The sequence below is a fragment of the Actinomadura oligospora ATCC 43269 genome (genome assembly GCF_000518265.1).
Classification (GTDB): domain Bacteria; phylum Actinomycetota; class Actinomycetes; order Streptosporangiales; family Streptosporangiaceae; genus Spirillospora; species Spirillospora oligospora.
In genome coordinates this window covers 916590-929314 of sequence record NZ_JADG01000003.1, presented here as the reverse complement: position 1 = coordinate 929314, position 12725 = coordinate 916590, and the positions used below count along the sequence as shown (strand labels likewise).

Here is a 12725-nt window from a genome sequence, read left to right as displayed (position 1 = left end):
CCGGCTCGGGTATCCGCGGCTCAGACACCCGCGGCCTCCGGAAAGAACGAGAACTCCTCGCCGACCTCGCGGGACTCCACGAAGTACCGCCTGGCCCGCTCGGCGACGCCGAGAAGGCTCGGGTCGCCGGAGGCGCGGGTGATGTCGATCAGCCAGTCCCAGGACGCCGCGACCGGCCACTCCTGCTGGAAGTGCACGCGGCCGAGCATGAACGCTATGTCCTTGATGTTGTGCCGGGAGACGATCTCGCTCAGCGCCAGCAGCCGTTCGGGCAGTCCCAGCGCGGCCGGGGCGCGCTCGACGAGCAGCGGCGCGAGATCCGGCCGGTGGTCGTCCGGCGAGGCGAAGACGTCGCCCGCGGCGAATCCGGGCCCCGCCTTGAAGTCCAGGCAGAGCGACCAGCGGCTGCGGGGCGACATGTTCATTCCCGCGTGCACCAGGGCCGCGTCCAGGAACCACACCTCGCCCTTGCGCATGCGGAACACCCGGTGTTCGTCGGAGTTGACGGCGTGCTCGTTGTCCTCCAGGAACAGCAGGACGCGGAAGAACCGGTCGGCCGGGCCCGCCTCGATGAAGTCCCGGTGCGGGATGATCGAGAACTCGCTGACGTTCCGGCCGCGGACCATGGTCAGCAGGTCGGTGTTGAAGGTTGAGGTCACCAGCCGCTTCAGGTAGGGGAGCTCGTCGAGCAGCGCGGTCGGCCGTCCCGCGCGCTGCTCGTGCCCGTACCAGAAGCCGTCGGTGTGGTCGCCGGTGGCGTTCCACAGGTTCAGGTTCAGCCACTTGCCCGTGGTGAAGACCTGGTACGGCTCGCGCGGGATCGGCATCAGTTCCAGGCGGTCCAGGTCCTTGCTCAGGCGTTCGTCGTCCAGCGCGACGCGGCCGAGGATGCGGGAGGTCATGGGTCGGCGTCAGCCCTTCTCGGGTCGGGGCGGCTGTGCTCGGGCGCAGGTCCGGTCGTTCGGGGTTCCAGCCGGTTCGGGGGACGGGCGGTTCAGAGTTCGAAGCCCGCGGGGAACGGGTCGTCCGGGGCCAGGAAGTACTGCGCGGTGCCGGTGATCCAGGCCCGTCCGGTGACGGTCGGGACGACGGCCTCGCGACCGGCCACGGTCGTCCGTTCGACCAGGCGTCCGGTGAAGGTCGAGCCGATGAAGGACTCGTTGACGAAGTCCGCGCCGATCTCCAGCTCGCCCCGTGCGTGCAGTTGGGCCATCCGCGCGCTGGTCCCGGTGCCGCACGGCGAGCGATCGAACCAGCCGGGGTGGATGGCCATCGCGTGCCGGGAGTGCCGGGCGTCCGACCCGGGCGCGGCCAGGTACACGTGCTTGACGCCGCGGATCCGTTCGTCCTCGGGGTGGACGGGCTCGTCGGCCTCGTTGATCGCGCCCATCGTCGCCAGGCCCGCGGCGATGATCTCGTTCTTGGCGGACCGGTCGAACGGCAGCTTGTAGTCGTCCAGCCAGGCGATGGCGTAGAAGTTGCCGCCATAGGCCAGGTCGTAGCGGATCTCGCCGAAGCCCGGAACCTCGACGACGGCGTCCAGCCGGTCGGAGAACGCCGGGACGTTGCGGAGCGTGACGCCCTTTGCCACCCCGTCCCGCACCTGCACATCCACCGTCACGAGGCCCGCCGGGGTCTCGAGTCGGATCGTGGTGACGGGCTCCCGGACCTCCACCATGCCGGTCTCGACCAGCACGGTCGCCACCCCGATCGTGCCGTGCCCGCACATCGGCAGGTAGCCGGAGACCTCGATGAACAGCACCGCCCAGTCCGCGTCGGGACGCGTCGGCGGTTGCAGGATCGCCCCGCTCATCGACGCGTGCCCGCGCGGCTCGGTGACCAGCAGCGTGCGCAGGTGGTCCAGGTTGTCGCGGAAGTGGACGCGGCGCTCGGCCATCGTCGCGCCGGGGATCACTCCGATTCCCCCGGTGATCACGCGGGTGGGCATGCCCTCGGTGTGGGAGTCGACGGCGTGGAAAACGCGGCTGGTGCGCATCAGTTGCTCCGGTCGTGGTGGCGAAGGTCGTCGGGGGTCAGCCGGATCGTTCCGGCCAGGTACTGCCGCGCGCCGCCGGACATCCGGACGCGGTCGCCGACCAGCGCGCAGTCGAGGTCAATGGCCTGGGTCTCGCCGAGGCGCGGCGAGAGCTGGCGGGCCCGCAGCCGGGTCCGGTCCAGCCGTCCGGCCCAGTAGGGCACGAGCGCGCAGTGCGCCGACCCGGTGATCGGGTCCTCCGGGATGGCCAGCTTCGGGCCGAAGAACCGCGAGCAGAAGTCGATCCCGGCCGCGGGCCCAGTGCCGGCTCCCGGCATGGTGACGTCCCCGGACGCCGAGTCGGCCCCGGCCGCGGTGAGGTCCCAGGGCGTGGTGTCGTCCGCGGGCGCGGTGACGACCACGCCGCGCAGGTCGAGCGTGCCGAGCAGACGCTGGTCGGGAACGATCGCGCGCAGTTGCTGCTCGGTCTCGTAGACCGCGATGTAGTCCATGGACCGGTACACCTCGGCCGGCGGCACCGGGCCCAGGCCGCGGAGCAGGTTCTCCGGCGGGACGGCCTTGTCGTACGGCAGCGCGGGGAAGGTCAGGCTCAGCAGGTCCCCGGACCGCGTCACCGCCAGCGGCCCGCCGGCGGAGCGGAACACGACCTCGTTCCGGCCCTCTTCGAGATGGGTGAGGACCACGTACGCGGCGGCCAGCGTGGCGTGCCCGCACAGGTCCACCTCGGTGGCCGGGGTGAACCAGCGCAGGTCGTAGCGGCCGTCGCCGCCGACGATGAACGCGGTCTCGGGAAGATTGTTCTCCCACGCGATGGCCTGCATCAGGCCGTCTGGCAGCCAGCTCGGGAGCGGGCACACCGCCGCCGGGTTCCCGCGCATGACGCGGTCGGTGAACGCGTCCACCTGGTAGAGCGGAATTTCGACCACCTAGACTCCCAGCCTCTGCTTGATCTCGGCGAAGTAGGGGATGTGCCGGTACTCCCGCGTGCGGGGGTCGAAGTCGGTGTACCGGTTGGTGAACTCCAGCAACCGCTGCTTGACCTGGTCGGCGGGCTCGGTGTGGATGTGGCGCTCGATCGCCTGGACCTCGGCCAGGAACGCGGCCAGCACGGCGGGCAGCTCGGGCGCCAGGTGGATGGTCCCGTCCCGCAGCCGGATCCCCCCGGCTTCGACCAGGTAGCCGAACAGCAGCTGCGACGAGATCGCGTCGTAGTTGGGGCGCGGCACCCCTTCCACGGCGTACCGCAGCAGGCGTTCGGCGAGGACGTACTCGTAGGCGAGCAGCGCGTCCTGTTCGGGCAGCCCGTCGTCGTGCAGGCAGACCAGCATCGACGACACGTCCGCCCGTAGCTCCTCCAGCCCGGCGAGCGGCTTGTACTTCTTCACCGGCAGGTACTGCGGGATCGGCATGTCGCCCTGCCGGTGGTGGTACTCGTGCAGCCGCACCCACCAGGCGGAGGCGCGTTCGACGTCGTCCGGCCCAGCCGCGCGCACCTGGGCGAGGGCGTCCCTGGCAAGCACCGCGTCCATCAGCGGACGGGTCAGCCGCAGGTGCCGTTCCACGAACTTGTCGATGAAGTAGAAGATCAGGTCGTCGCTCTCCTGCCGCCCGTCGATGTGGTTCTCCGGGAACAGCGCCACCACCGGACGCGCGGCGAACCCGGCAGAACGGTGTTCGATCGCCACCGGCATCGTCGGGCTGGCGTACCGCTCGGCGAGCCGGTCGTCGGTGGGCAGCGTCCGGTAGGTGAGGAGGTCGAGCGACAGCGTGGGAAAGTAGGACGCGTCGAACAGCGAGAAGATCTCGTTGTCCACCCGGCGGTTGACGTGCAGCTTGGTCTGGACAAGGCGCGGGTCCCCGGCGAACGCCATGGCGTCGTCGGCGAACGCCTGGACGGCGGGCCTGCCACGCAGTTCCGCAGACGACAGCAGCGTACCGGCCAGGTTCTTCAGGAACCGCTCGTCACGGAACTCCTGGCGCGCGGGCAGGGTACCGCGCAGTGCGTCGACCTCCCGAACGGCTCGCTCGACTGGGACAGCTCGTTCGACGCCCATACGCTCACCGCTCCGTGAGCTGGTCGGCGAACTCGTCCAGTGCCCGCGCCCACGCCTCGGCATAGCCCGTGGCGAGCCGGAGGAACTCCGCCCGCTCGGCCTCGGTCGCGGCGACGGCGGTCATGCCGGTCTCGCCGTCGCTGACCGACGCGGCGTGCCCGGTCTCGGCCCTGATGTGCGCGTCGATCCAGGCCAGCGACGCCGGTGTGGGGAACACCTGCCGCCCGTCCACCAGGACCTTCGCGTACATCCGCCGGAACGCGACTGCGATGTCGAGCGCGATCGCCTCGACCACCCGGAGCTGGACGGCCGCACCCAGCCGCTCGCCCGCCATCCGCCGCATCTCCGCCACCAGCTCTGCCACTGCGGCGGGCATCCTCGGCGGGACGTCGCCGGCGACCTCCTCCAGGGGCGTCACGATCGAGTCGGCCCACCACAGGTAGTGGATCCCGGACACCCCCGCGGGCGCGGTTCCGGCGAACTCGGGCGCGAGGTTCGCCAGGTCGTCCCCGATGACCGTGAACGCGGTCCGGAACGCTCCCAGCACCTCCCGGCCGGGGTCGTCCGCCGCCTCGAAGTCCCGGGCCATCAAGCCCAGTCCTGCGATCGTGGTGAACATGAACGCCCTGGTCATCTCCCGCCACTGCCGGGCCACCGCCAGCGCCGCATCCGGCGCCACGCCGTCGATCGCCCGCGCCCGCGCGAGGAACCGGTTGCCCGGCCGGGTCAGCCCCGCCTCCGCGATCAGCCGGACGACCCGGTCGTCAAGCGACTCCACGACCTCCACCGCGTCGCGTAGCCCCATCACGATCTCCTGTGTGCAATGTTACATTTCATGCGTGACACCGTAATCATGTGGCACGAAACACGTCAACACGCCCGCCAGTCACCTCCCGAACGACCGCCGGCCGCTCGCGCCAAAAACCCCAACCGCGCCCTACAGCCCTCAAGCGGTGGCTTGGTCCGACGGTGGCGTGCTTTTCGCTCCGATGCGGTTCGGGATGATGAGGCCATGGCTGCGTTGGCCGTGCCGTAGACCGACAGCTCGGCTTCTCGGCATCCTGCGGGGTGCGTTCGGCGAGGTCGACCCGACCCTTCCGGCACTGCCGCGGTGAGTCCTCTGTTTACCGCGGCAGCCCGTGGGGTGGTGCGGGTGCCAGTCGTGGCGCTGGTGGTAGCGGTGCGTGGTGAGGGCGGGCTTCGAGCGCCTGGATCGCCAGCGCGGCAAAGCGTCGGGAGGCCTTGACCTGGGCGGTGGTGGAGGTGGCGCGGATGCCCTTGTTGGCCATGAGTATGAGGATGAGGTCGTCCAGGACGAAGTCGGGTCTCAGGTGACCTGCGTCCTTGGCTCGCCGGGCCAGTGCGGCGACGGCTTTCACCGTGTACTGGCGTCCCGCGACATCGGGTGCCCCCGGGAGGGTCGACAGGAAGGCTTCGGTCAAGCCCCGATCGCGTGCGTGCAGCTCGCAGATCCTCTCGATCACCAGGCAGAGGCCACGCCACGGATCGGGATCCGCGCACCCCTGGTCGACGATGGTCCGGCATGCGCTCAGCTGGTCGGCGAAGGCCTCGGCGACCAGCGTCTGCTTGGTCGGGAAGTGACGGTACAGGGTGGCAGGCCCCACTTCAGCGCGCCGTGCGACCTCTCGCATCGGCACATCCAGGCCCTCGGCCGAGAACAGCACGCGGGCCGCGTCGAGGATGCGGTCGCGGTTGTCCATCGCGTCGGAACGCCGCTTGTGAGGCAGATGGTCGGTCACCGCTCTCACTTTAGCTAAACGGACGGGGGCGTCCGTTACCGTCCGGGACGGAGAGGCTCCCGCGCTTGAGCGGGCCGAGAACCTGGAGAACGCAGTGAAGGCAATCGCGATCCGGACGTTCGGCGGTCCTGAGGGTCTGGCCGTCGTCGACCTTCCGGCACCCGCACCTGCAGCCGGGCAGGTGCTGATCGCCACCGAGGCGGTGGGCGTCGGTGGTGTCGACACCCTGATCCGGAGCGGGGCGCTGGCCGCCTACGGCTTCAAGAAGGGCCACATCCCGGGCGGCGAGGTGGCGGGGATCGTGACCGCGGTCGGCGACGGCGTCGACACCTCCTGGATCGGCCGGCGGGTGTGGGGCTTCACCGGCACCGGCGGAGGCTACGCCGAGCAGGCCGTCGCACCGGTCGAGGAGATCCTCACACTGCCCCGTGGCCTGTCCGCCGTCGCCGCGGTGACGCTCGGCAGTGCCGGTGTGGTGGCCCACTTCGGGCTTCGCCATGCCCGTTTCGCTCCCGGGGAGACGGTCCTGGTGCGTGGCGCGGCCGGCAGTATCGGGATCATGGCCGTGCAGCTCGCGGCTCGTGGTGGTGCTGCCGCGGTGGCGGTCACGACAGCGTCGGCCGAGCGTGGCGAGCGGCTGCGCCGTCTCGGCGCGACCCACGTGCTGGACCGCTCCGGCGCCGCCGGAACACCGGCTCCCGCGGGTCACGACGTCATCATCGACGTGGTGGCCGGTGCGGACATGCCGTCGTTCTTCGACCGGCTCAACCCGAACGGCCGCATGGTGGCCGTGGGCGCCGTCGCAGGCCGGCCGCCCGCCGACTTCGGCACGAAGATCATGACGGCGTTCCAGAAGTCGATGTCCTTCGCCGCTTTCAGCGCAGCCACCGTCCCCCCGGCCGACCGGCACGCCGTGCGCAGCGAGCAGTTCGCCGCAGCCGGTCGCGGCGAGCTCGAAACCGTGGTGCACCAGGTGCTGCCACTGGACAAGGCCGTCCTGGCACACCAGAAGATGGCAGCGGGTGAGGTCTTCGGCAGGATCGTGCTGACCTCGTAGCCCCATCTTCGGCCCGGCGGGCGGCCGGGGTGGCGTTCAGGAAATCGGCCAGGTGCGCAGCGCGGCGTCTGCCATCGCCTGGAGCTCCTCGCGGCCAACCCCGCTCGCGGCCTGCCGTGCGATGCCGAAGGCCAGGGTGGTGATGTAGCGGGCCAGCGGTTGTTGCGCCAGGCGACGAGCAGGTCGCGGACGCCACCCGAGGAGTCCCCGGCGGTCAGGGCGCCCTGGACGCACGAGCGCGACCGGGGATCCAGTTGTCCCATCGATGGTGTCGTGCAGCGTCGTCACCACGGTGCGGCAGAGCTCGGCGGGCTATGCCCGCTACGTCAACGCACCCGATCCTCCGAACACGATCTCATCCCACGACGCGTTCGACCGGACGCCCTCTATGGCCGGGGCGTGGCCAGCGCGGGTTCTGTCTGTATGCACTCCCTATGCCGGGTCTGTATCTCCTCCGCCCATTGTGAATTCACAGCCGATCTCGCAGCGGCTAGGGGCCGCCTGCCGGTCCCCGACCGGTGGCGGCGAGGTCGGCCCCGTGTCCACGGGGGACGCGGTTCCAGACAGGCTCGAACGAGCACGGGGGTAAGGGTGTTGACCCAGACAACGGGGACGGCGACCGGCAAGGCGGTGGGGGCCGGGTCGAAAGGCGGTCTGGTCCTGAAGGACGGGCAGGGCACCCTGTACTTCGTCCGCGTCCAGCTCGACGAGAGCGACGTGATCGCGCCGCAGGACTCGGAGGAGATGGGCGCGGACAGAGGGGTCGGCCACGATGGGTGAGGCGATCGACGCCTGGCTCCAGCCGGTGCGCCCGGTCCTGGACCCCGCGGACCGGGTCGACTGGGGGCGGCTGGCGGCCCTGGAGACCGAACTGGACGAGGTGCTCGCCCTGCACCCCGTCGACCTGCCGGACGGACCCGAGCGCTCGCGTCGGCTCATGGCCGTTCGGCTGGCGATGGTGGAACGCGGTTTCCTGGACTCCATGACCTCGCCGCTGTTCGGGGTCCTCGCGCAGTTCGTCTGCGGCTACCGGGACATCGACCTGCGGGACACGATGACGCTCGGGTACGGCAGGCTGATCACCCAGCACGGACGCCCCGCGCTCCGCGAGCGGTGGGGATCGCGCCTGGCGGCCGGCGAACTCGTGGGCGTCGCCATCACCGAGCCGCACGGCGGTTCCCGGCCGGCCGCCGCGCGGACCTGCGCCACGGCAGGACCGGACGGGATGTGGCTGGTCAGCGGTCGCAAGACGTGGATCAGCCGACTCGACGAGGCGTCGGTGTTCGTGGTGTTCTTCCAGGCCCCGGAGGGCGGCCTGGCCGCCGCGGCGATCGACGCCGCCGAGCCGGGCCTGTACCGCGAGCCCATGTCGCCGGCGGGCCTGGCCGGGTGGACGTGGGGGGTTCTGGACCTGGACGCCGTGCCCGTCCACCCCGACCGCGACGTCCTGCACGGTCACGGGATGTCCCTGCTGCGCAGGCATTTCACCGCCTACCGGCCGCTGGTGACCGCCACGGCGCTCGGCGCGGCCGCGGCCGTGTTCGACACCGCCAGCACCCATCTCACGTACCGGAAGACCAGCGGGGATCTGCCCCGGCTGCGCGACTCCGCGCTGGTGACCCTCGGCCGGACGCACGCCCAGCTGACGACCGCGCTGCTGGGCACCGCCGTCGCCGCTCGGCTGGCACATACCAACGCCGACTGGGCCGAGCAGTGTGGCTGGGAGATGAAGGCGCACGGCGTCGACACCGCCAGCCAGGCCGCCACCGAGCTCGCGCAGCTGCTCGGGGCCTCGGGATACCGGGCCGACTCGCCGGTCGCCAAGGCCCGCCGCGACCTGGGCGCGTTGCAGTTCGCCGACGGGATCCACGACTCCCTCTACCGCAGTTCCGGCAAGCGCCACACGACGCCGCCGACGACGATGACCGAGCTCCCGCTGCAGCCCCTGGCCAGGTCGGCATGACCGCGCCCGACCCGCGGGCGCGCCGGGCGCCCCGCCCGCCCGGCGCGCCCGCTTCCGCACCACCGAAGGAGACCGGGACCACCATGCACCAGTTCCTCAACCTCAAGAAGTCCGTGCGCATCAGTACCGAGTTCTGGGACATCACGCAGAAGGCGGGACTGTTCGGCGTCACGGTGGACGGGATCGGCGACGGCAGGCACCGCGTGCGGGCCGACGGCCACGAGTTCGTCAACATGTCGTCCTACTCCTATCTCGGCCTCGACACCCACCCCGGGCTCGTCCGGGCCGCGGCCGACGCCGTGCTCGCCCAGGGGGCCCTCAACTCCTCGGCCTCACGCCTGAGGCTCCACTTCGGCGTGCTGCAGGACGCCGAGGCCGCGCTGTCGGAGCTGTTCGACGTCGAGGCGGTCACGGTCAACTCCTGTGCCCTCGCGGCCTGGACGAGCCTGCCGCTGGTGGCCTCGGGTCTGCTCACCGAGGGGGTCCCGCCGCTGATGGTGTTCGACAAGAACGCCCACTTCTGCATGAACGCGATGAAGCCGAGCGTGGCGGACGAGGCGGAGATCGTCACGATCCGGCACAACGACGTCGAGGCCCTGGAGGACCTGTGCCGGCGGCACCGGCAGGTCGCGTACGTGGCCGACGGCGTGTACAGCACCGGCGGCGTGGCCCCGATCGCCGAGCTGCTGCGCCTGCAGGAGCGGTACGGCCTGTTCCTGTTCTTCGACGAGGCGCACAGCACCTCCACCGTCGGGCGGAACGGGCGCGGCGTGGTGCTGGAGACGATGGGCGGGTTCAACGACCGCACCCTGATCATCACCTCGCTGAACAAGGGGTTCGGCGCGTCCGGCGGCGCGGTCTTCCTCGGACGCCGCGGCGCGCGGGAGTGGGTCGACATCGCGCTGCGCAGCGCCGCCCCGCTGATGTGGTCGCAGCGGATCAACACCGCGGGGCTCGGCGCCGTGCTCGCCTCTGCCGAGCTGCACCGGAGCGCCGAGCTGACCAGGCTGCAGGACCGGCTGCAGGCCAACATCGACCTGTTCGACGGCCTGGTCGACACCGCCGAGCGCGGCGACGGGCTGCCGATCCGGTTCGTGGAGGTCGGCTCCGAGGCGGGGACCGTCGAGCTGGCGCAGGACCTGCTGCGCGCCGGCTACTTCGTTTCGCCGATCTTCTTCCCGGTCATCGGCCGGGGCCGGGCGGGCCTGCGCGTGATGCTGCGCTCGAACATGACGGCCGAGGAGATCGAGGGATTCTGCGGGCTGGTCAACAGCCTGGGGCGGCGCGAGCCGTCCGGGGCGGGGGCGGCGTGATGAAGCCGACCCTGTTGTTCGTCGCCGGCGCCCGTGCCCTTCCCTTCAGCGTGAGCATGGCCGAGGCGGTGCTCACGCAGACCGCCGCGCGCGGGATCCGCACGATCGTCACCACCACGGCGCCCGTCCTGGTCGCCACGCCCTCGATCGTCGCCGCGGCCGACGAGGCGTCGGTCGTGGGCTACGCCGATCCGCGGGAGAACGCGGAGTGGGCGCGGCGGCGCGTCGCGGCCGGTGAGCGCATCGCGGCGGTGTTCGCACTGCTGGAGATGGCCCAGGTCGCGGCGGCCGAGACGGCGGCGGCCATCGGCGTGCCGGGCAACCCGCCCGAGGTGATCCGCCGGATCCGCACCAAGGACGCCTGCCGGACGGCGCTGGCCGCGGCGGGGTTCGCCCAGCCCGCCGTGCGGCTGTGCGCGAACGCGGCCGACGCGGAGGACTTCGTGCGGGACGCCCCGGGTCCGTGCATCGTCAAGCCGCGCGACGCCATGGGCAGCATCGGGGTGAGCCTGGTCTCCTCAGCCGCCGACCTGCCCGCGGCGCTGGCACTGCTGCCGGACGCGGGGACGTTCCTGATCGAGGAGTTCGTGCCCGGGACGGAGTTCAGCATCGAGGGGATCTTCCTGGACGGCCGGCCGCACTTCCTGGCCATCACCACGAAGGAGAAGACCCCGCCGCCGCTCTTCGTCGAGACCGCGCACGCCGTGCCCGCGGACCTGCCCGAGCTCCGGCGCGGGGAGATCGAGGAAACGGTGTCCGCCGCGCTGCTCACCCTGGGTCTGCGCGTCGGGGCCTTCCACGTCGAGTTCTGGCTGACGCCGGCCGGCGTCGTGCTCGGCGAGGTGCACGGCCGCCTCGGCGGCGACTGGCTCTACCTCATGCTCGAGTACGCCATCCCAGGTCTGGAGGTCTTCGGGCTGGTCATCGACGACATGCTCGGCCTGCCGCGCGCACCCGGCCCGGCCCGGCCCAGCCGCGGAGCGGCGATGCGTTTCCTGACCCCGCCGCCGGGCACCCTCGTGGCGGTCGAGGGATGGGACGAGGTCCGCGCCCACCCGGCGGTGCTGCACGCGGAACTGCTGATCGGCCCCGGGGCGGAGATCCCCCCGGTGCGCAGCTCGCGCGACCGGGCCGCGGTCATCGTCACCGGTGCGGAGACCTCGACGCGGGCGCGCGAGATCGCCGAGGAACTCGCGCTGTCGGTCCGGTTCGTCACCGCGGCCGACGGGGCCGGGCCCGGGGAGCCGGCGGCCTGATGATCCTCGACGTCAGCCCGCGCCGATGGGCCGCGGGAGTACTCCCGAAGGGCGGCCGTCCCGCCCGGCTGCTCGCGTTCGCCACGCTGGTGAGCACGGTGGGCTACGGCGCCTACCTCACCGCCGGAGTGCTGTACTTCACCCGGGCGGTGCACCTGCCCGCGGCCCAGGTGGGGATCGGGCTGACGCTCGCGGGCGCGGTGTCGCTGGCGGCCGGGATTCCGTTCGGTCACCTGGCCGACCGGAAGGGCGCCCGTTCGGTGTACGCGCTGACCCTGGGGCTGGGCACGGTGTCGATGGCGGGCCTGTGCCTGGCGCGCGACTTCTGGACGTTCCTGCTGTTCGCGAGCCTCGGCGCCGCCGCGCAGTCGGCGGGCCAGGCCGCGCGGGGCCCGCTCGTGCAGGAGTACGGCGGGGAGCGGCCCGCCGAGTTCCGCGGGTACCTGCGCTCGGTCACCAACGTCGGGATCTCGGTGGGGGCGCTGCTGGCGGGCTGGGGCGTCGCCGTCGACACCCGGCACGCGTACGTGCTGCTGCTCGCGGGCAGCGCCGTGTCGTACGCGGCGTCGGCGCTGGTCGTGCTGTTCCTGCCGTACCTGACGCCGGTGCCGCGGGGCGCCGGGCGGCGATGGGCGGCGCTGCGGGACCGCCCCTATCTCGTCCTGACCGTGCTGGACGGCGTGATGGCGATCCAGTATCGGGTGCTGACCGCGACCGTGCCGCTGTGGCTGGTGAACCGGCTCCTGGTGCCGAAGTGGTCGGTGACGGTGGTGATGCTGATCAACACCGTCATCGTCGTCCTCTTCCAGGTCCGGGCGGGCCGCGGCATCACCACCCCCGCCCTCGGCGCTCGCGCGTTGCGCCGCGCGGGCTTCGCCTTCCTGGTGGCGGCCGCGCTGCTCTCGCTCATGGCGGGTGCCCCTCTGTGGATCGCCATGACGCTGCTGCCGATCGCGGTGATCATCCATACGGTCGGCGAGGTCTGGCAGGCCGCGGCCGGCTTCGAACTGTCCTTCGCCCTGGCCCCGCGGCACGCCGTCGGCCAGTACCAGGGCCTGTTCGGCATGGGCCTCGGCCTGGGGATCACGCTTGGCCCCGCCCTGCTCATCACCCTGTGCATTGATTGGGGAGTGCCGGGGTGGTGGCTGGTCGGCGGCCTGTTCGCGTTGACCGGCCTGGCCGTGCCCCCGGTCGTCCGCTGGGCCGAACGTGACCGTCCGCACCTGCGAGCCCGGACGGGAGACCTCGAGCCGACCACGTCGTAGCACCACCGCGTCCACGCCCGGCAGTCAACCGGCCGTTCGGTTGCTGGTCGTGTTTTCGAGG

The 12725-nt window shown here is 71.7% G+C and carries 12 protein-coding genes; 6 read left to right on the top strand and 6 right to left on the bottom strand.

Features of this window, described 5'->3' with window-relative positions; translation table 11 throughout:
- Positions 1-20 precede the first annotated feature (20 nt).
- The 6 genes from P696_RS0103675 to P696_RS0103650 form a co-directional block, all read right to left on the bottom strand.
- Complete coding sequence (locus P696_RS0103675) at positions 21-902, bottom strand: aspartyl/asparaginyl beta-hydroxylase domain-containing protein (protein ID WP_026411264.1); 882 nt, start codon at positions 900-902, stop codon at positions 21-23.
- 92 nt (positions 903-994) lie between these two features.
- Entirely contained in the window at positions 995-1996 is a 1002-nt protein-coding gene (locus tag P696_RS0103670; RefSeq protein ID WP_026411263.1) for a proline racemase family protein, read from the bottom strand.
- The gene (locus tag P696_RS0103665) at positions 1996-2922 is read right to left on the bottom strand and encodes a PhzF family phenazine biosynthesis protein (RefSeq protein WP_026411262.1); all 927 of its coding nucleotides are present in this window, start codon (positions 2920-2922) and stop codon (positions 1996-1998) included. The genes P696_RS0103670 and P696_RS0103665 overlap by 1 nt, the downstream gene beginning before the upstream one ends.
- A complete protein-coding gene (locus P696_RS52000; RefSeq protein WP_051466728.1) occupies positions 2923-4050 on the bottom strand; it encodes a DUF6421 family protein in 1128 nt (375 codons plus the stop codon). It lies immediately after the preceding gene.
- 4 nt (positions 4051-4054) lie between these two features.
- Complete coding sequence (locus P696_RS0103655) at positions 4055-4855, bottom strand: DUF6202 family protein (protein WP_026411261.1); 801 nt, start codon at positions 4853-4855, stop codon at positions 4055-4057.
- Positions 4856-5174: 319 nt separating this feature from the next.
- Positions 5175-5810 carry a TetR/AcrR family transcriptional regulator gene (locus P696_RS0103650; RefSeq protein WP_026411260.1) on the bottom strand — a complete coding sequence of 212 codons (636 nt, stop codon included), beginning with the start codon at positions 5808-5810 and terminating at the stop codon, positions 5175-5177.
- 181 nt (positions 5811-5991) lie between these two features.
- On the opposite strand from P696_RS0103650, the gene P696_RS0103645 reads away from it, so the two are divergent.
- From P696_RS0103645 to P696_RS43045, 6 genes are all read left to right on the top strand, one after another.
- The gene (locus P696_RS0103645; protein ID WP_245627483.1) at positions 5992-6867 is read left to right on the top strand and encodes a zinc-binding dehydrogenase; all 876 of its coding nucleotides are present in this window, start codon (positions 5992-5994) and stop codon (positions 6865-6867) included.
- A 594-nt stretch (positions 6868-7461) separates the two neighbouring features.
- Positions 7462-7647, top strand: coding sequence for a hypothetical protein (locus P696_RS0103640; RefSeq protein ID WP_157429494.1), 186 nt, complete (start codon positions 7462-7464; stop codon positions 7645-7647).
- The gene (locus tag P696_RS43055; protein ID WP_051466727.1) at positions 7640-8830 is read left to right on the top strand and encodes an acyl-CoA dehydrogenase family protein; all 1191 of its coding nucleotides are present in this window, start codon (positions 7640-7642) and stop codon (positions 8828-8830) included. Before P696_RS0103640 ends, P696_RS43055 begins: the two co-directional genes overlap by 8 nt.
- Positions 8831-8913: 83 nt before the next feature.
- Complete coding sequence (locus tag P696_RS43050) at positions 8914-10143, top strand: 8-amino-7-oxononanoate synthase family protein (protein WP_034482799.1); 1230 nt, start codon at positions 8914-8916, stop codon at positions 10141-10143.
- On the top strand, positions 10143-11399 hold the full coding sequence (locus P696_RS0103625; RefSeq protein ID WP_026411257.1) for an ATP-grasp domain-containing protein: 1257 nt from the start codon (positions 10143-10145) through the stop codon (positions 11397-11399). Before P696_RS43050 ends, P696_RS0103625 begins: the two co-directional genes overlap by 1 nt.
- Complete coding sequence (locus P696_RS43045) at positions 11399-12664, top strand: MFS transporter (RefSeq protein ID WP_051466725.1); 1266 nt, start codon at positions 11399-11401, stop codon at positions 12662-12664. The genes P696_RS0103625 and P696_RS43045 overlap by 1 nt, the downstream gene beginning before the upstream one ends.
- Positions 12665-12725 lie beyond the last annotated feature (61 nt).